Origin of the sequence: Geothrix oryzisoli, assembly GCF_022808865.1 — a bacterium.
GTDB classification, from domain to species: domain Bacteria; phylum Acidobacteriota; class Holophagae; order Holophagales; family Holophagaceae; genus Geothrix; species Geothrix oryzisoli.
The window spans coordinates 375622-393439 of sequence record NZ_JAKZLB010000002.1; the positions used below are offsets into that span (position 1 = coordinate 375622).

The 17818-nt window shown below is 68.9% G+C and carries 16 protein-coding genes; 11 read left to right on the forward strand and 5 right to left on the reverse strand.

All coding sequences use genetic code 11. The annotated features are described in order from the left end of the window. Window positions 1-8: 8 nt before the first annotated feature. The 4 genes from MLE43_RS06410 to MLE43_RS06425 all read left to right on the forward strand — a co-directional run bounded on the left by MLE43_RS06410 (window position 9) and on the right by MLE43_RS06425 (window position 5869). A complete protein-coding gene (locus MLE43_RS06410; protein WP_243302650.1) occupies window positions 9-3065 on the forward strand; it encodes a TonB-dependent receptor in 3057 nt (1018 codons plus the stop codon). 37 nt (window positions 3066-3102) lie between these two features. Then, a complete protein-coding gene (locus MLE43_RS06415) occupies window positions 3103-3720 on the forward strand; it encodes an outer membrane beta-barrel protein (RefSeq protein WP_243302651.1) in 618 nt (205 codons plus the stop codon). 113 nt (window positions 3721-3833) lie between these two features. Next, window positions 3834-5102: a serine--tRNA ligase gene (serS, locus tag MLE43_RS06420; protein ID WP_243302652.1), complete on the forward strand. Its 1269-nt coding sequence runs from the start codon at window positions 3834-3836 to the stop codon at window positions 5100-5102. A 29-nt stretch (window positions 5103-5131) separates the two neighbouring features. Further along, the gene (locus tag MLE43_RS06425) at window positions 5132-5869 is read left to right on the forward strand and encodes an ATP-binding cassette domain-containing protein (RefSeq protein ID WP_243302653.1); all 738 of its coding nucleotides are present in this window, start codon (window positions 5132-5134) and stop codon (window positions 5867-5869) included. Window positions 5870-5886: 17 nt separating this feature from the next. Here MLE43_RS06425 and MLE43_RS06430 read toward each other — a convergent pair whose 3' ends face one another. Then, window positions 5887-7791: a peptidylprolyl isomerase gene (locus tag MLE43_RS06430; protein WP_275976089.1), complete on the reverse strand. Its 1905-nt coding sequence runs from the start codon at window positions 7789-7791 to the stop codon at window positions 5887-5889. A 77-nt stretch (window positions 7792-7868) separates the two neighbouring features. On the opposite strand from MLE43_RS06430, the gene def reads away from it, so the two are divergent. Further along, window positions 7869-8372, forward strand: coding sequence for a peptide deformylase (gene def / locus MLE43_RS06435; RefSeq protein ID WP_243302654.1), 504 nt, complete (start codon window positions 7869-7871; stop codon window positions 8370-8372). After that, window positions 8369-9289, forward strand: coding sequence for a methionyl-tRNA formyltransferase (gene fmt, locus MLE43_RS06440; RefSeq protein WP_243302655.1), 921 nt, complete (start codon window positions 8369-8371; stop codon window positions 9287-9289). Before def ends, fmt begins: the two co-directional genes overlap by 4 nt. A 36-nt stretch (window positions 9290-9325) precedes the next feature. On the opposite strand, the gene MLE43_RS06445 is transcribed toward fmt, so the two are convergent. The 3 genes from MLE43_RS06445 to MLE43_RS06455 form a co-directional block, all read right to left on the reverse strand. Next, window positions 9326-12022, reverse strand: coding sequence for a tetratricopeptide repeat protein (locus MLE43_RS06445; protein ID WP_243302656.1), 2697 nt, complete (start codon window positions 12020-12022; stop codon window positions 9326-9328). Between the two features lie 77 nt (window positions 12023-12099). Then, complete coding sequence (locus tag MLE43_RS06450) at window positions 12100-12516, reverse strand: cytidine deaminase (RefSeq protein WP_243302657.1); 417 nt, start codon at window positions 12514-12516, stop codon at window positions 12100-12102. 20 nt (window positions 12517-12536) lie between these two features. Further along, window positions 12537-13481: a DUF58 domain-containing protein gene (locus tag MLE43_RS06455; RefSeq protein ID WP_243302658.1), complete on the reverse strand. Its 945-nt coding sequence runs from the start codon at window positions 13479-13481 to the stop codon at window positions 12537-12539. Between the two features lie 241 nt (window positions 13482-13722). Between MLE43_RS06455 and MLE43_RS06460 the strand changes: the two genes are divergently transcribed. From MLE43_RS06460 to MLE43_RS06480, 5 genes are all read left to right on the forward strand, one after another. Next, window positions 13723-15321: an amino acid permease gene (locus MLE43_RS06460; RefSeq protein WP_243302659.1), complete on the forward strand. Its 1599-nt coding sequence runs from the start codon at window positions 13723-13725 to the stop codon at window positions 15319-15321. Window positions 15322-15349: 28 nt separating this feature from the next. Beyond that, window positions 15350-16000, forward strand: a complete 651-nt coding sequence (locus MLE43_RS06465; protein ID WP_243302661.1) for a riboflavin synthase — start codon at window positions 15350-15352, stop codon at window positions 15998-16000. A 107-nt stretch (window positions 16001-16107) separates the two neighbouring features. Next, window positions 16108-16518, forward strand: coding sequence for a hypothetical protein (locus MLE43_RS06470; protein ID WP_243302662.1), 411 nt, complete (start codon window positions 16108-16110; stop codon window positions 16516-16518). An 18-nt stretch (window positions 16519-16536) separates the two neighbouring features. Beyond that, the gene (locus MLE43_RS06475) at window positions 16537-16905 is read left to right on the forward strand and encodes a hypothetical protein (RefSeq protein WP_243302664.1); all 369 of its coding nucleotides are present in this window, start codon (window positions 16537-16539) and stop codon (window positions 16903-16905) included. Then, window positions 16902-17306 (forward strand): hypothetical protein, encoded by a 405-nt coding sequence (locus MLE43_RS06480; protein WP_243302666.1) that lies wholly within the window; start codon window positions 16902-16904, stop codon window positions 17304-17306. Before MLE43_RS06475 ends, MLE43_RS06480 begins: the two co-directional genes overlap by 4 nt. 18 nt (window positions 17307-17324) lie before the next feature. Here MLE43_RS06480 and smpB read toward each other — a convergent pair whose 3' ends face one another. Then, the gene (smpB, locus tag MLE43_RS06485) at window positions 17325-17780 is read right to left on the reverse strand and encodes an SsrA-binding protein SmpB (protein ID WP_243287266.1); all 456 of its coding nucleotides are present in this window, start codon (window positions 17778-17780) and stop codon (window positions 17325-17327) included. Between the last annotated feature and the right edge of the window lie 38 nt (window positions 17781-17818).

Here is a 17818-nt window from a genome sequence, read left to right on the forward strand (position 1 = left end):
GTAGGAACATGAAAACGTTGCAGCGACTGACGGCGCTGGGCGCGGTGCTCGTGGGCACGTCGCTCATGGCACAGGAAAGCGTCGGCACCATTGTGGGAATCGTCCGGGACGCCAATGGCGCCCCCATCGCCGGCGCCCATCTCGACTTGACCGGGCCCAAGCTGGTGGGCCAGCGGGCCGCGACCACCAATGAGCGGGGCGAGTATCGCATGCCGCTCGTTCTGCCGGGTGAATACCAGCTCTCCGTGAGGAAGGAGGGCTACATCGGCTCCAAGAGCGAGTTCCGCCTGGGGGCAGGCCAGACCCTGCGCCAGGAGTTCGGCCTCAAGGCCATCGCCACCGCCGGAACGCAAGTGGAAGTGGTGGCCGCCTTCGCCGCCGGGGTCGACAAGACCGAGACCAAGACCTCGACCAACATCTCCGCCGAGACCCTCCAGGCCCTCCCCACCGGATCGCTCAACTCCTATGGCGCGCTGTATACCGCGCCGGGTGTGGTGGGCAGTACTCAATACCCGGTGGTGCGCGGCGGTCTGACGGGTGAAACCCAGTTCACGGTGAACGGCATCAGCGTCCGCGACAGCGTGGTGCGCCAGGGCCGCCAGTTCGAGGTGGTGATCGACGACCTCATCGAGGACATCTCGGTCATCCAGAGTCCCCTGAACGCCAAGTACGGCAACGCCTCCGGCGGCATCGTCAACGCCGTCACCAAGACCGGCGGCAACGACTTCAGCGGCAGCCTCCGCGTGAAGCTCAGCAAGGGGTCCTGGGGCGCCCTCTCGGGTCCCGTCATCGGCCGCGGAGGAGCCACCTGGTTGTCCAACGGCAGTGTCCAGTCGGACGACCTATCCAAGACCTACGAGTACACGATCACGGGTCCCATCATCAAGGACGTGCTGACCTTCACCTATGCGGGCCGCATCAACCCCGTGACCTATCCGGTGGCCACCAGCACCAACATCGTGGACCTCGGCCGGAACTACCTTCCGGGACTGGGTGCGACGGCTTGGACCTATGGCGCCAGTTCCGGGAACCCGATGGTCGGCACCGGCCCCCGCAAGTCGTCCACCAACCAGTACAAGCTGTTCTGGCTGCCCGCCCAGGGCCACCAGGTGGAAGTCTTCTACACGGATGACAAGCTCGGTCCCTACTTCGACACGCAGTACGGCAACCTCGACCAGGCGAACCAGAGCCTCGCGGCCTCGAACCAGTCGTCGGAACGGCCTTTCTACGGCATCAACTACCGCGGCATCTTCGGCTCCAACAGCATCCTGGACGTGAAGTACGGCAAGAAACGGTCGGCCGTGCACTTCTCCTCGGGCCCGCTGGATCCGGTCACGGTGAGGGTCTGGACCAACGCCGCCACCAGCTTCTTCAGTACCACGGGTTCGTGGGGCACCTATGCCACCAATGGCGACTACCTCAGTCCCGCCGCCGAAGTGCGGCAGGCCGAGACGGCCAGCGCGAACTTCAACTGGTTCAGTGGCGCGCACAACGTGGATGTCGGCGTGGAGATGCTGAAGGAAACGGCCTTCCTGCCTGAGCAGAGCGGCCCCAACCGCCGCGTGTTCTACATGCCCGGCCGCGACCTGACCGGGAACTATGTGGTCTACAACTACGTCGGGTCCACGGCCCAGACCATGACCTCGGCCACCCTGCGCAACAGCAACGCCTACATCCCGGAGATGCGCACCTACCAGGACGGCGGATCCGGTGACACGCAGAACTACGACACCACCTGGTCCATCTACGCCAACGACCTCTGGACGCTCAGCAACCACTGGAGCGTGATGGGCGGCCTCCGCTTCGACCGCTGGGAGGACAAGGACCGGGCCGGCACCAACATCAAATCCAACGCCGTGTCCCCGCGCCTGGAGGTGAAGTACGACATCCAGGGGAACAATGTCCACCTGCTGAACCTGTCCTACGGAGAGTTCCGCGGCACCATCGGCCAGGGCAACCTGGGCGGTCTCTTCGCCCATCGGCCCGGCAACCAGATCGCGCGCCGCTTCTGGAGCGTGGGCTCCACCCTGCCCGCGGCCACGGCGACCCTGGCGGATATCACCAACCCCGCGAACTACGGCTACGTCTATACGGTCCAGGACGCTGATGCGCTGTATACGGTCAATCACGGTCTGAAGCCGGAAAACACCCATGAGATCCAGCTGGGCTACCGCCGGAATTTCGGCAACGGCGGGTTCTTCCGCTCCACGCTCGTCTACCGCTGGTTCACGGACCTCTGGTACCGCACGGGATTCGATGCCGTCGTCACCATCCCCGACTTCACGGGGCAGGCGGCCACGGTGCCCACGGGCTACCTGAGCAAGCTGGATACCGATCCGCAGGGCAAGCGCCGCTTCCGCAGCCTGGAAACTGAGTGGAAATACCCCATCGTCCGGGGCACCAGCTTCACCCTGGACTACGCCGGCAACTGGACCTTCAGCCGGCTCTATTCCACGGAGACCTGGCGTGAAGGCAACGTCGCCAGCTCGGGGACCCGCTTCATCGACAAGTACAACGCCTTCGGCATCTCCCAGGATTCCTACAACCCCTATGGCCCCCTCGAATACCTGAGCACCGCCAACGTGGTGAAGGGCTGGCTGTCGGCCGCCATCACCTCCAAGCGGGGCATCAAGAACGAAGTCACCCTCATGGGCAGCTACACCAGCGGCGCGCCGTACAGCATGGCGATGACGCAGAGCCTGCCGGCCGGATACTTCACCAGCGGCGCCACGGGACTCCCCACGACCATGCCGGAGTACCTGAACGGCCGGGGCCGGTTCACGAGCCCGGACTACTTCCAGTGCGACCTGCAGTGGAACGTCACCGTGCCCTTGAAGGGGAAGCTCCAGTTCTTCACCTACGTGAGCATGTACAACATTTTCAATACGATCATGCCGAACGGCGCCTACAACTATGCAGGGGTCTACCGCGACTCGAGCACGGCGATCCGGCCCTATCCCGACACGAACCCCACCCTGCAGGTGGGCACGCCGTCCGGGTTCGGCCTCCCCAACAGCCTGAGCGGCCGTCGGTCCTTCGGGATCGACATGGGCATCAAGTTCTGAGTCAACCAGCTGATATCACCAGGAGGATGATGTGAACATGAAACACGCTCGGTACCTGCTGGCCGGCCTCGTGGTCACCAGCGCCTTCGCTCAGGAGGCGAAGCCCAAGCCGCTGTATTTCGGCGCCACCTACGTCTTCAACGAAGGCGACCTCCGGAAGTACGCCGGCGGCAAAGCCTGGTCCTACGCCTTCGAGTTCGGCTACGAGATGATTCCCTCGAGCGAGGGGATTGGCGCCAACCTCTATGGACGCTACATGCGGACCTTCGGAGACCGCCGCTACTCCACGCCGACCCTGAACGTCTTCCCGGCCGGAGGCGTGAAGCTGCAGCTCGATACGGTGACCGTGGGCCTGGATCTCACCTTCGCCACGCCGATCAAGGGGCTGGTTCCCTACGCCGGACTGAACTTGAACTACTATGACGGCACCAAGACGGACTCCTTCCTCGCACCGAAGTACTCCTTCGAGGATTCCAAAGCGAAGGCTGGTGTCCGGATGGGCATCCAGTACCGGTTCAATGATTCCTGGTCGGCTGCCGTGGACTACAACTTCACGGAATGGCGCTCGGCCCGGACCGAGACCCGGATTCCCGGTGTGAACCCGATGAATCCAAGCTGGGTCGGGCTGACGGCCCGCTACAACTTCTCGTACTGATCCCGTCGGTTCTTGCAGGAGGGGGGCCTGGCAACAGGCCCCCTTTCCCTGTCGGCGGGCGTGCAGCGGGAGAGCCTGGAGCCCGGTAGAATGGAGGTTTCCGGGACACTTCCATGCTTGACGCCAACCTCCTGCGCAACGACCTCGACGCCGTGGCGGCGCGCCTGTCCGAACGCGGGTACACGCTGGACCGCGCCCGCTACCAGGACCTGGACCAGCGCCGCCGCGTCGCCTTGCAGGAGGCCGAGGCCCTGAAGGTGGAGCGCAACCGCGTGAGCGAGGAAGTGGGGCGCCTCAAGCGGGCGAAGGAGAACGCGGACCACCTCATCGCCCAGCAGCGGGAGGTGGGCGACCGGCTCAAGGCGCTGGAGGCCGCCGAACGGGAGATCGAGGCCGTTTTCAGGGACTTCCTGGCGGGCATTCCCAACCCCCCCCACGCCAGCGTGCCCTCGGGCCGTGATGAGCACGCGAACGTGGAGATCAAGCGCTGGGGCCGGGTTCCGGAGATCGCCGCCCCCCGGGATCACGTGGACCTGGGTACCGCTCTCGGCATCCTGGACCTGGACCGGGCGGCCAAGCTCAGCGGCGCGCGCTTCGCGGTGCTGAAGGGCCTGGGCGCCAAGCTGGAGCGGGCCCTCATCGCCTTCATGCTCGATCGCCAGACCGCCGCGGGCTACACCGAGGTCATCCCGCCCTACCTGGTGAACGCGGACAGCATGTACGGCACGGGCCAGCTGCCCAAGTTCGAGCAGGACCTCTTCAAGACCTCCCGCGGGGACGGGGCTGCGCTGTATCTCATCCCCACCGCGGAAGTGCCCGTCACCAACCTCTACCGCGATGAGATCCTGCCCGCCGAGGCGCTGCCCATGCGCCACTGCGCCTTCACGCCCTGCTTCCGCAGCGAGGCGGGCAGCTACGGCAAGGACACCAAGGGCATCATCCGCCAGCACCAGTTCCACAAGGTGGAGCTGGTGACGTTCACCGCCGCCGACCAGGCCGAGGCCGAACTGGAGCGCCTGACGGAGAATGCCGAGGCCATCCTCGAGGCCCTGGGCCTGCCGTACCGGCGCGTGCTGCTCTGCACGGGCGACATGGGCTTCAGCAGCCAGAAGACCTACGACCTGGAGGTGTGGCTGCCCTCGCAGAACACCTACCGGGAGATCAGCTCCTGCAGCTGGTTCGGGGATTTCCAGGCCCGGCGCGCCAACATCCGCATGAAGGGGAAGGAGGGCAAGCCCGCCTTCGTGAACACCCTGAACGGCAGCGGCCTGGCCGTGGGCCGCACCTGGGTGGCCATCCTGGAGAACTACCAGCAGCCCGATGGCAGCATCGTGGTTCCGGAGGCTCTACGGCCCTACCTCGGCGCTGAGGTGATCCGCTGAGGACCGGGCCCGTCCTTTGCGCTGAAGGCTTGTGCCTTCAGCGCCTGGGAAAGGATGTGCTCAAGGACCTGTCTTTCTCCATCGCCCAGGGCGAAGCCCTGGGCGTGGTGGGACCCAGCGGCGTGGGCAAGACCAGCCTGCTGAACCTGGTGCTGGGGTTGCTGGAACCCACCGGGGGTCGGATCCTCCTCGAGGGCGCCCCCTGGTCGCCCCTGCCGGAGCGCGAGCGCCGACGGCGCCGTCCGCGGATCCAGGCCGTGTTTCAGGACCCCCAGGCCAGCCTGCCGCCGCATCGCACGGGCTGGGAGATCCTCCAGGAACCCCTGGAGATCTGGCAGCGCGGAACACCGGGAGCGCGCCGCGAGGCCGCAGCCCGCATGGCAGCCCACGTGAAGTTCCCGGAGCCGGCCCTGGAGCAGCATCCCGCGGCCTGGTCCGGCGGGCTGGCCCAGCGGCTCTGCCTGGGCCGGGCCCTCATGCTGGAGCCCGCCCTGCTGGTGCTGGACGAGCCCTTCTCGGCCATGGACCCCACGCTGGCGGGCCACCTGCTGGCCCTGCTGCTGGACCTGAAGGCCCGTGGCACCGCCTTGCTCTGCGTGAGCCACGACCTGGCTTCGATCCAGGTCCTCTGCGACCGGATGCTCGTGCTGAGGGACGGCCAGTCCCTGAGCCAGGGCCCTGTCGGCCAGCTGCTGGCCGACCCGCCCCACCCGGATCTGGAACGGCTTGCGGCGGTCAGCTCCCGGCTATCCGTGCCTGAGAGCTGACCGCCGGGAGCTGGAGGCTACTCTTCCACCGAGACCTGGGTGGCGCCGGTGTTGATGTAGATGCCGTCGAAGTGGCCCCAGAAGCTGCTGAGGCCGGAACGCAGGCGGCCCTGCTGGTCCAGGGACTGGAGTTCGGCGGAGAGGAGCTTCTGGGCCTCGCTGGTCTGGACTTCCTGGATGAGGGCCCTACGGCCTTCAAAGTCGAGGGCCGGGGCGGGCTCCCGGGAGACGATGCGGGCGACCCAGAGCTTCCCGTCCTGGGCCCAGAGCAGGGGCGTGGTCTGGCCCACCGGCGTCTCGAGCAGGGCCTTGCGGATGCCGGGGTGGGCCACCAGGTCCCGCAGCCCGCTGAGGGGGGCGGCAGCCTGGTCCGTGACGGGCCCCACGGCCTGCAGGCCGCCGGAGGCCAGGGCCTGCTGCGCCTTGGCCAGGGCCTGCTTGCGGCCTTCTTCGAGGCGGTAGGCGGCCAGCACCTTGGCGCGGATCTCCTTGAAGGGCGGCACGGCCTCCGGCAGCTCCTCCTGCACCCGGAAGAGGAGGTGGCGATCGGCGAAGCGCAGGGGCTTGGAGACCTCGCCCACCTTCAGGCGGAAGGCCTCGGCGGCGATCTGGGGCAGCTCGGGCAGGCCCTCGGACTCGGCGCCCGCCTCGTTGCTGAACGGCTGGCTGAGCTGGGCCTGGCTGCCCAGGCTCTTGGCGGCCGCGGCGAGGTCGCCGCCGTTGGCACGCTTGCGGAGCTGCTCCAGGCGCTCCTGGGCCCGGGCGTTGAAGCGGTCGTCGGAGATCTCCTTGGCGAGCTGCTCCTTGACGTCCTCGAAGCGCTTCTCGCGGCGGCCTTCCAGCTTGATGAGGTGGATGCCGTAGATGGTCCGCACGGGCTGGCTGATCTCGCCGGGCTTCAGCGTGGCGGCGGCCTCGGAAAAGGGCTTCTGCATCTGGGGGAACCGGAACCAGCCCAGGTCGCCGCCGTTGCCCTTGGCGCTGGGATCCTCGCTCAGTTCCTCGGCGGCCTTGGCGAAGTCCTGGCCCTTGACGAGGCGCTCGCGCAGCAGCTGGGCCTTGGCCGTGGCCTCCTGGGCCTGGGTGTCGCCCTCGGCCTTGAAGAGGATGTGGCGGGCCTTGAACTCGATGAAGTCGTTCTTCCGGGCTTCAAAACCAGCCTTGAGGGTGGCGTCGTCCACCTGGACTTCCTTGCCCAGGGCGGCGCGGTCCACGGCCACGAACTGGATCACGCGACGGGGGGGCTGGAGGAAGCGGTCGCCGCCGGCCTTGTAGAAGGCCTCCAGGGGGCCGTCGCCGGGATCGGCCACGGCGGCGGGGGCCACGGCCAGGGTGGCCTGCTGGAAGGCGACCTTCTCGTTGCGCAGGCGGTTCTCCACCGCCAGCCAGGCCTCGTCCACGGGCACCTGGAAGGCCGCCTGCTGGATCAGCTTGGTGCGCAGCAGCTCACTGCGCAGGTTGCGCTCCTGGAGCGTCGGGTTGAAGCCGGTCTCCTGGAAGATCTGCTTCAGCTCCGCGGTGGACTTCAGGTTGCCCTGGGGGTCCAGGAGGATGGGGTACTGCTTCAGGTAGGCCCGCAGACGGGCGCCCACCTCCTCGTCCGTCACCACCACGTGGTGGCGCTCCGCCAGCTCCTCCATGAGCTTCTGGTTCATGAGGTCCTTCAGGGCCTGGGACTGGACGAAGGGTTTGAGGGCCTCGGGGCTGGCCTGCTTCCCGTAGCGCTGGTAGAGCTCCTGCATGTGCTCGGCCAGGTCGCGGAGCAGCACCTCGCGGCCATAGACCCGCGCCACGACGGTATCCGGCGTGTCCACCCGGCCGGATGGGGCCAGGTAGGCCACCAGGCCCAGGAGGACCACGATCATCACCGCCGCCATGGGCGTGCGGTTGGATTTGAAAACCTGACGGAAGGAACGCAGCATGCGGGGCTCCGGTGGACGGACCTCCCAGATTAACAAGGGATGGGCGATGGATTACACTGGAATGCTGGAGCGTTTGCATGGCCGTCCTGCCCGTACTGACCTGGGGCGATCCCCGACTGAAGAAGAACAGTGAGGATGTGGGGGCCTGGACCCCCGAGCTGGAGCAGCTCGTGGCCGACCTGTTCGAGACGACCCTCGACGAGGAGGGCGTGGGCCTCGCCGCGCCGCAGGTGGGGGTGAACCTGAACCTCGCGGTCATCGACTGCTCGGCCGGCGAGGACCCGGCCCAGAAGCTCATCCTCATCAACCCCGAGATCATCCGGGAGGAGGGCAGCCAGGTGGGACCGGAGGGCTGCCTGTCGATTCCCGGCATCCGGGAAGTGCTGGAGCGCCCCCAGAAGGTGACGATCCGCAACCGGGCCAAAGATGGAACCTGGCACGAACTGCAAGGCGAGGATCTGCTGGCCCGGGCCTTCTGCCATGAGATCGACCACCTGCGCGGGCGCCTCTTCGTGGAGTACTTCGGCCCCGTCAAGCGCCAGGTCATCCAGCGCAAGTACCAGAAGCAGGCCCGGGGATGACCCGCATCGCGTTCCTCGGCACCCCGCGCGCGGCCGTCCCGGCCCTGCGGGCTCTGGCCGAGGAGGGCGTCGAGGCGGTGTTCTGCAACCCGGACCGGCCGGCGGGCCGGGGGCGCCACCTGGAGGCCCCGCCGGTGAAGGCGGCGGCCCTGGAACTGGGCCTGCCCATCCACCAGCCCCTGAGCTGGAAGGCGCCGGAGACCCGGGTTCTCTGGGAATCCCTGAAGATCGACCTGGCGATCGTCGTGGCCTACGGGCACCTGCTGCCCCGCTGGATGCTGGAGTCCTGCCCCCAGGGGGTGTGGAACCTGCATTTCTCCCTGCTGCCCCGCTGGCGGGGCGCCGCCCCGGTGAACCACGCCCTCCTGGCGGGGGACGAGGAGACGGGCGTCAGCCTCATGAAACTCACGGAGGGACTGGACGAGGGTCCCATCCTGGCCCAGTCCCGCCGGCCCATCGGGCACGCGGATACGGCCGAAAGCCTGCTGGCGGTCCTCTCGGCGGATGCGGTCGACCTGCTGATGGACCAGCTGCCCCTGCTGCTCTGCGGCTGCGGCCGGCCGGTGGAACAGCCCCCCGAGGGGGCGACCTACGCGTCGAAGCTCCGCAAGGACATGGGCCATCTGGATTGGCGGCTCCCCGCGGCGGACCTGCACCGCCAGGTCCGCGCCCTCTGGCCCTGGCCCGGCTCTGAGCTGCAGCTCGAAGGCCAGCCCCTGAAGGTCTGCGGCGTGGGGGCCCTCCGGGCCTGCTACCGCGATCCGGGCCAGCTGGTCTGGAGCCGGGAGGGCGCCTGGCTCACCACCCCCGATGGCGCCCTGGAGCTCACCCAGCTCCAGCGCCCCGGCAAGCCCGTCCAGCCCGCCCTCCAGGCCCTCCAGCCCTGGGGCGCGAGCGGCAGTCGGACGATCGGATGATCTGAAGCCCTGATGGTCGCGGGCCCGGGGGGTCCGCTACGCGAGCCTGGCGGCCACGTCCCGGTAGTCGGGGTCCATGTCGTGGACGGTCTTGAACTCGGCGGCGGCGAGCGCGGTCTGGCCCTGCAGGAGGTAGGTTTCGGCCAGATCGTAGCGCAGGCCGATGCTGTCCTCGGGGGGGAAGCCCGGGGCCTCGATGCCCTGGCGCAGCCACTCGACGGCGGCCTTGAGGTCGCCCCGGGCCTGCTCGCAGATGCTGAGCATGGAGCAGCACTCCAGGGTCCGCTCAGGGTCGCCCATGGCGATCTTGAACTCCTCGATGGCGGGGTCGATGAGCATCATCTCCTTGTAGGCGATGCCCAGGTTGTAGTGGGTGTCATAGTCGTCGCCCTTGACCTGCTTCTCCACCCCCTCCCGGAAGGCGCTGAACAGCTCGTCGACGCTCTGGATCTTCTCGACCACATGGGTGGCGTCGTGCATCTCCTCGTCTTCGCCCGTATCCATGAGGGCGGTGCCCAGCACATCGGTGAGATCGAAGAAGGAGTTGGTGAAGTCGCCCTCGTTGAGGGCGCTGGCCTTGGCGCTGAGCCCCAGCTTCTGGAGGTCCCCCTTGGCGCGTTCCAGGCGGGCTTCGAGTTCGGGGTGGTCCGGGAACTGCTCGAGCGCGGCCTCGATTTCGGTCTTGGCCTCCTCCGGGCTGCCGTAATCCAGCTGGAAGTCGATGTCGCCGAGCAGGCTCATGAGCTCGTCGGGGATGGGTGCGGGCCCGGCTGCGGAAAGGGGCGGCAGGGCCTCGATCACCTCGGGCGGGAGGAACCCCGTGGGCATGGGGGGGAGCGGCGTCGTGGGGGCCGCGAAGGGCACCGGCTCCGTTTCCAGCTCCGTGAGGGTGTCGTCCATCCAGCTCAGGTCGGAGGCATCCAGGGCGGCCGGTTCGGGTTCCGGCGCAGGCAGGCTGGGGGCCGGGGCGGGGGCCTCCGGCAGGAGGGGCAGGCCCTCGCCCAGGGGGATGGCCTCCCGCGCGGGGGGAGCGGGGGCCTGGGCCGGGGGGGCCGCCATGGGAAGGTCGAGCGCGATGCTCGGCTCCGCCGGGCTGGGCGGGGCCGGCAGGGCGATGGGTGGCGCCGCGGCCATGGGCGGGGCCGGCGCCGGGGCGGGCGGGGTGGGCACCGGCGGGCGGGCGCCGGGCTCGGGCAGGCCCAGGGTCCGGCGGTGGATGCGGGTGGAGCCGGGGAAGAGCTGCTCCGCCATGTCCAGCAGGTGGGTGGCTTCGTACTTCTTGCCGAGCTGGACCAGGGCCTGGGCGCTCTGCACATACTGCATCTGCACCTTGGTCAGGTGGCCGGTGCTGCGGTGCACCGCGACGATGGCTTCGATGAGCGTCAGGTCGGAGGGCTCCAGCTCCAGGGCCTTCTTGTAGGTTTCCACGGCGCGGTCGGCGCTGCCGCTGCGGAGAAGGGCCTCGGCCTCCCGGGAGAGCTGGTCGATGCGCAGGCGCCGGATGGGGTCGAGTTCGGTCTCGCCGCCGCGCCAGGTGCCTTCCTGGACCGCCGGAGCCTCGAAGCCCCCCGAGAAGCTGGGCTGGGCGGGGATCGAGGAGGTCGAGGCGTCGGGCACCGCGCCCAGGGCCCGCAGCTGGCCGGAGAGGTGGCCGATCAGCGACTGGTCATTGGCCTGGTGGGCCAGTCCATAGGCGCTCTGGAGGGCGTGGATCTGGTCGGCCCGGTTGCCGCTCTGGTGGGCGATCTCCGCGAGGAGCGTCCAGGCCTCGACGCTCATGTGGTTCTGCATGGCGGCCCGGAGATTCCGGCCCACCGCGTCCCCGGAGCCCCGGCGGGCGAGCTCACGGGCAATGGGGGCGAACAGCCGGAGTCCCTCTTCGGCCCGATCCATGTTCACCAGGTTCCGGAGGGCCTTCTCGGCGAGCGGGAGCGATTTCTCCGGGATCTGCGCGATCTCGCCCAGCGCTTCCAGGGCGTGCTCCGGATGGCCGCTGCGGAGTTCGATCTCCGCCAGCGCCTCCAGCAGCTCCGTGTCCTTGGGATTCTTGGCCAGACCCTCGCGCAGGTGGTTGGCCGCCAGCGCGTAGTCGCCCTGGATCACCCCGAGCCGGCTCTGGGTGAGGAAGACCTGGGGCGTGGAGATCATCGACTTGGCGCGTTCGAGGATCAGGTTCGCCTCGCCGTGCATCTGCTCCATGGCGAAGGACTCGGCCACCTCGAGGTAGATGCCCGCCGCGCGGTCCTTCATGCCCTCCTTGTTGTAGAGGTCCGCGAGCTTGACCTTCATCTTCAGGTTCTTGGGGTCGAGGTCGACGACTTTGTTGAACTCCTCCAGGGCCCGCTTGATGAGGCCCTTCTTCTGGAAGTGCTCGGCCACCTGCAGGTGCACCTTCACCGCATCGGTGACCTTGTTCATCTGGCGGTAGAGGTCCGCCAGGCGCTGGGCCGCGTCGATGTCCTCCGGCGCGTTCCGCACGACTTTCTGGAAGATGGCCGCCGCCCGGGCGTGGAAGCCGTCCCGCTCGTAGGCGGTGCCCAGGCGCTTGTGGATCTCGACGCCCTCCCGCGTCCGGCCGATCTGCACGTAGAGGTCGCCGATCTGGTTGAGGGTCGAGTAGTCCTTGGGGTTGTCATCGACGAGTTTGTGGAACTCCTCGATGGCCCGGTCGACCTTTCCCGCCGTCAAGAGCTTGTCGGCTTCCTTCTTGACTTTGACGCGATCAATGGCCATTCACTGCCTCGGGATGCCTGGCTGGGTTCGGAAAGTGTAGGCGGGGGGGAGAGGCTTGGATAGATCCATGGACGTAGTTACAGGAAGTTGCGGCCCGTGAAACTGTGGGGCAGCAGCTCCTCCAGTCGGTGGAGCTCCCGGGAACTGCGGTTGGCGAGGAGGACCGGCAGGCCCTCGGCGAACTCGGCCAGGGCCTGCCGGCAGGCGCCGCAGGGCGGAGTCAGCGCGGGCACATCGGTCACCACCACCGCGGCCACCAGACCCCCGGGGCGCAGACCCGCGGCGACGGCCGCACTGAGGGCCCCCCGCTCGGCGCAGAGGGTGACGGGGTAGGCGGCGTTCTCCACATTGCAGCCGGCGACGATCTCGCCGGACGCGGTCAACAGCGCCGCCCCGACCTGGAAGTGGGAGTAGGGGGCGTGGGCGTGGGCCCGGGCCTTCCAGGCCGCCTCCAGCAGGGGGGTCCAGGCGGGGGATTGGGGATGGTCGAACACCGGCGCCTCCTGCGTCGCCTTCAGCTTAACGGAGGTTCCGCCGAGGCAGGCTGCTCCCGGGCCTCCTCCGCCTGGACCAGGGCCAGGGCCCGCCAGCAGGGCGTGTGCCCGCGGATCTCGCGCGCCTGGGTGGCGCCGTGCAGTTCCAGGCTGACCTCCCGCTTCTGGAGCCGGGCCTGGAGGACGGCGCCGGAGAGCCGCTCCAGCTCCCGCTCGAAGGGCCGGCCCGGGGCCCAGGCTGTGAGGTCGAGCCTCAGGTGCAGCCCCTGGGGTCGCTCCTCCTGGAACGTGCGCACCCATAGCTGGCCCCGCTGGGCTGTCCGCTTCCAGTGGACGCGGCCAGGAGGGTCCCCCGCCCGCCAGGGCCGCGCCCCCTCCGGGCTGCTGGTCCCCTCCTGGGTCACGGTGCGACGGCCCTCGCCCCGCCAGCCCGCGGGCGAGGCCGGGGGCGTGCGGGGATGGGGCAGGATGAGCAGTTCCTGGTCCAGGTCGAGGAACCGGGCCTTCTCCACGAGCCCGAAGGGGTAGCGGGTGCGCAGTTCGAGGCGGCGCGCCCGGCTCCACCCGCGGTGGCCGGCCCGGGCGTGGAGGACCACGAGGGTCTCCCCGTCGCCGGCGGTCCGGTCCAGGAAGCCGGGATCCACCTGGGCGTCGTCCAGCGAGAGGTGCAGTTCCAGGCCCCGGATCCGGGCCCGGCCCTGGTGCTGGAGGCGTAGCCGGAGGCCGCCGCGCACCCGGGCGAACAGGTTGCCCTCCTCCAGGCCCGCGACCCGGAGGCCCTGCAGGGCCCGGCGGCTCAGCACCCCGGACACCAGGAACAGGCCCAGCATCAGGGAGAACACCAGGTAGAGGAGGTTGTTGCCCGTGTTCACGGCGAAGGCCCCCACGGCCAGCAGAGCCAGCACACACTCCACGCCCAGCCCCGTGAGGGAGAGGCGCAGGCGGCGGTCGCTCCAGAGCCTCACGCGGCGCCTCCGCCTGATGCACGCCGCGCCAGCTCCGGCGCGCTCAGCTTGCCGGGGCGGAGCCCCCCTGCGCTGCGCCGTTCGGGCTTCGGCTTGACTCGGACCCTTGGCGCTCGACCCTTCGGGACCGCCTGCTTCGCGGCCGGTCCCATCCGCCTCCGGTGGATGGTTGCCCAAGTGGCACTTCGCTCCTGCTTCGTGCTCATGGTCTCCAGCCTACCCTCCGGAGCCGCCTGCTAGCATGGACCTTCTCCCCAAGGCTCCCATGTACAACCGTCTCTTCCGGACCAAGACTTTGGAACAGCTGCGCGCCAGCGCAGAGGAGCCGGAGCACCAGCTCAAGAAGAACCTCACGGCCTTCGACCTCACGATGTTCGGCATCGGCGCCATCATCGGCGCGGGCATCTTCTCGAGCATCGGCACCGCAGCCGCCGGGAACATGGCCGACGGCCGGCTGCCGGCCGGTCCCGGTCTCGTGCTCAGCATCCTCATCGTGGCCCTCATCTGCGGCTTCACGGCCCTGGCCTATGCGGAACTGGCCTCCATGATCCCCGTGTCCGGCAGCGCCTACACCTACGCCTACGCCACCCTGGGCGAGCTGATGGCCTGGATCATCGGCTGGGACCTGCTGCTGGAGTACGCCATCTCCAACGTGGCCGTGGCCATCTCCTGGGGCGACTACGCCCGCAGCTTCCTGTCCACGGTGCTGCACGTGGACATTCCCGGCTGGCTGGGCATGGACCCCCGGAGCGCCCTGAAGCTGGTCCAGGGCGTGCCCGCCATGGAACTCGGGACCAAGCTGCAGGTCCTGGCGCAGGCCAAGGCGGGGTTGGCCGACGGCGCCGCCATCTTCGCCAACTGGGAGGTGGTGAAGGTCGCGCCCGCGGTGGCGGGGTTCCCCATCACCATCAACCTCCTGGCGGTGATCATCACCATCCTGATCACCTGGCTCTGCTACATCGGCATCAAGGAAAGCGCCCGGGTGAACGGGGTCATGGTGGTCATCAAGGTGATCATCCTGCTGGCGGTGGTGGGTCTCGGCATCAAGTTCATCAGCCCCGCCAACTGGCATCCCTTCGTGCCCCACGGGTGGCGCGGCATCCAGGCCGGTGCCGCCATCATCTTCTTCGCCTTCATCGGCTTCGACGCCGTGAGCACCACCGCGGAGGAATGCCGGAACCCCGGGAAGGACCTCCCTCGGGGCATTCTCGGCTCCCTGGTCATCTGCACGGTCATCTACGCCGCCGTGGCGCTGGTGGTGACGGGGATGCTGCACTACACCAAGCTGGGCGGCATCGCGGATCCGCTGGCCTACATCTTCACCCAGCACAAGATGGCCGGCATCGCCGCCGTCATCAGCTTCGGGGCCGTCATCGCCACCACGGCCGCCCTCCTCGTCTACCAGGTGGGCCAGCCGCGCATCTTCCTGAGCATGAGCCGCGATGGCCTGCTGGGCTCCTGGTTCGGCAAGGTCCACGACCGCTACAAGACCCCTTCCCACGCCACGGTGCTCACGGGCTTCCTGGTGGCCATCCCGGCGGCCCTGCTCAACATCGACGAGGTGGTGGAGCTGGCCAACATCGGCACCCTCTTCGCCTTCGTCATCGTCTGCCTGGCAGTGCTGATCCTGCGGAAGCGCCGCCCGGAGGCGCCCCGGAAGTTCGTCATGCCCTTCGCCTGGATCGTGGCGCCCCTGGGCATCCTGGGCTGCTTCTGGATCGCCCGGGGCCTGCCCGCCCTCACCTGGTACCGGTTCTTCGCCTGGCTGGGCATCGGGCTGGTGATCTACTTCTTCTTCGGCTCGCGGAACAGCCGGCTCGCGACACCGGCCGGTTCCTGAGGACCAATTGCGGCATGATGGAAGGGTCATGTTCACTGGCCTGATCCGGCACCTCGGCACCCTTGAATCCCGCTCGGCCCGGCCGGGCGGGGCGCGGTTGCGGATCGGGGCCCCGGCGGACCTGCTGGCGCGCGCCGAGCTGGGTGCCAGCATCGCCGTGAACGGGGCCTGTCTCACCAGCGTGGCCGTGGATGGCCGGGCCTGGGAGGCGGACCTCAGCGAAGAGACTTTGGCGAAGACCACCCTGGGCCGCCTGCCCCTGGGCGCCGCGGTGCATCTGGAACCGGCCCTGCGGGTGGGCGATCCCCTGGACGGGCACCTCGTCTCGGGCCATGTGGATGGAGTCGGACAGCTGGTGTCCCGCCCGCAGGGCCAGCGGGGCGTGGACGAGGGTATCTGGCGCTTCTCGATGCCCCTGGACCTGGCGCCCATGACCGCCGCCAAGGGCTCCATCGCCGTGGACGGCATCTCCCTGACAGTGGTGGACTGCGGCACGGACTGGTTCACCGTGGCCCTCATCCCGGAGACCGTGAAGCGCACGGCCATGGATGGCCTGCGCCCCGGCGAGGCCGTGAATCTGGAGGCCGATCCCATCGGGCGCTTCGTGGCCCGCGCCCTGGCCCTCCACGGCAGCGGCGAGAAGCTGGCCCGCTTCGCCCAGGGTGGCTGGAACGGCTGACCCGCAGAGGCCGTGCTGGGCCACCCGCATGCCGGGCTGATTTTGACGGGGATGCCGCCGCGCAGTAGATTGACGGCAGCACGCCCATCCTCCTGCCCCGAGACCCCGTGTCCCCTCGAGCCCTCCTCCCGATGCTCTCCTTTGGTTTGGTCCTGGGGGTGGCCTGTGTCAGCCCCAGCGTGAGGCAGGAGAAGGCGCGGGCTTTCGAGACCGGGCTGCTGGGACCCATCGAGGATGGGCGGACCACCCGCCAGGAGGTTCTGCTGCGGCTCGGCTCGCCTTCCTCGGCCTTCGAGGGGGGCCGGATCCTCACCTACGATTTCGTGGTGGATCTGGATGGGGAGTGGCGCCGGGCCGGGAGCGGCCGGGCGAGCGACTGGGCCTATCCCCATCCGCGCACCGCAAGCCTGGTGCTGGTGTTCGGCCCGGATGACCGCCTGGTCCGGCACAGCCTGGTGAAGGATCTGCGCCAGCCTGATCCTCCCATCCAGGAGGCGGCGGCCCCGCCGCCCAGCTAGCTTCCCATGGAGTCTGCCTTGGGCCTCTCCCTTCCCCTCGGTCCCTGCCTGGGCCTGGCCCTCCTGGTGGGCTGCGCTCCGCCGCAGCTGAGGCAGGCGGCGCCGGCGGAGATCCAGGCGGAGTGGCTGGCCTTCCTGAGCGACGGGAAGACCACGCGGGAGGAGGTGCTGCTCCGGCTCGGAACGCCCAGCGCACAGCTCGAGGGGGAGCGGATCCTCACCTATGCCTTCGCGCGGAACGCGGCGGGCGCCCGGAACTCCGTGGGGCGGCGCTGGGGCCAGGCGCAGAAGATGCCCGTGTTCACCGATCCCCACATCGGCAGCCTGGTGCTGGTCTTCGCGGCGGACGGCCGGCTGGTCCGCCACAGCCTCGTGGTGTCCGAATGAGGCGCCCTCCGGGACTGCTCCTGGGCATCCTGGCCCTGTCCCTCCAGACCGGATGCCTGATCTGGCCCTTCCCGACCGGAGACATGCTCGCCGGACGGGGCCGGATCACCCCGCAGTATGTCTCCTCCCTCCAGGTGGGCCGGTCCACGCGGGAGGACGTGCTGCTCCACCTGGGGGAGCCGGACGAGGTGGTGGACGGCGGGAGGACCCTCGTCTACCGCTGGACCGAAGTGCGGGGCTTCCTCGCCGCAGGGGGCTATGGGGGAGCGGTGGCGATTCCCTTCTCCGGCCACCGGGCGCTGAGGCTCGAGTTCGGGCCCGACGCACGCCTGGCCCGCCTTGCCTTCGAGCATGGCGCGCCCGGATCGCCAGCCGGGCCGGTTCCCGCCGCGGAGCCCTGAGGCCGCGCCCGGTGCCGGCTACTCCCGGGCGCCCTTCCGGATGCGGTCCATCTCGCGCTTCTGCTCGCGCTGCTTCAGGGCTTCGCGCTTGTCGCCGACGGCCTTGCCTTCGGCCAGGGCGACCTTCACCTTGATCTTCCCCTGCTCGTTCAGGTAGATGGCCAGGGGGATGATGGTGAGCCCCTTGCGCACGACCTTGGCGGTCATCTTGGTGATCTCGGCCTTGTGCAGCAGCAGCTTGCGGGGCCGCAGCGGGTCATGGTTGGCGTAGGTGCCGAACTCGTAGGGCGAGATGTGGGCCTGCTTGAGCCACAGCTCCCCGGCCACCGCATCCACGTAGGCATCCTGCAGCTGGCCCAGGCCCGCCCGCAGGGCCTTCACCTCGGTGCCCTGGAGCGCGATCCCCGCCTCCCAGGTCTCCAGGACGTGGTAGTTGTGCAGGGCTTTGCGGTTGCGGACCAGATCCTCACTCATGGGTCCAGTGTATCCGCCGGTAGACTGGGGTTTTCGGA